A 266-nucleotide genomic window follows, 5' to 3' on the forward strand; every position below is an offset into this window, starting at 1 on the left:
TAGAGTGCCCTTTCGTAGCAACTAATGACAAGGGTTGCGCTCGTTGCGGGACTTAACCCAACATCTCACGACACGAGCTGACGACAGCCATGCAGCACCTGTGTACTGGTTCTCTTTCGAGCACTCCCCAATCTCTCAAGGATTCCAGCCATGTCAAGGGTAGGTAAGGTTTTTCGCGTTGCATCGAATTAATCCACATCATCCACCGCTTGTGCGGGTCCCCGTCAATTCCTTTGAGTTTTAATCTTGCGACCGTACTCCCCAGG

The 266-nt window shown here is 51.5% G+C and carries 1 rRNA gene; it reads right to left on the bottom strand.

The window, feature by feature from the left end:
* Positions 1-266 (bottom strand): 16S ribosomal RNA (locus GCN78_RS29055); the annotation flags it as partial.

Source organism: Janthinobacterium rivuli (assembly GCF_009208735.1).
Taxonomy (GTDB): domain Bacteria; phylum Pseudomonadota; class Gammaproteobacteria; order Burkholderiales; family Burkholderiaceae_D; genus Janthinobacterium.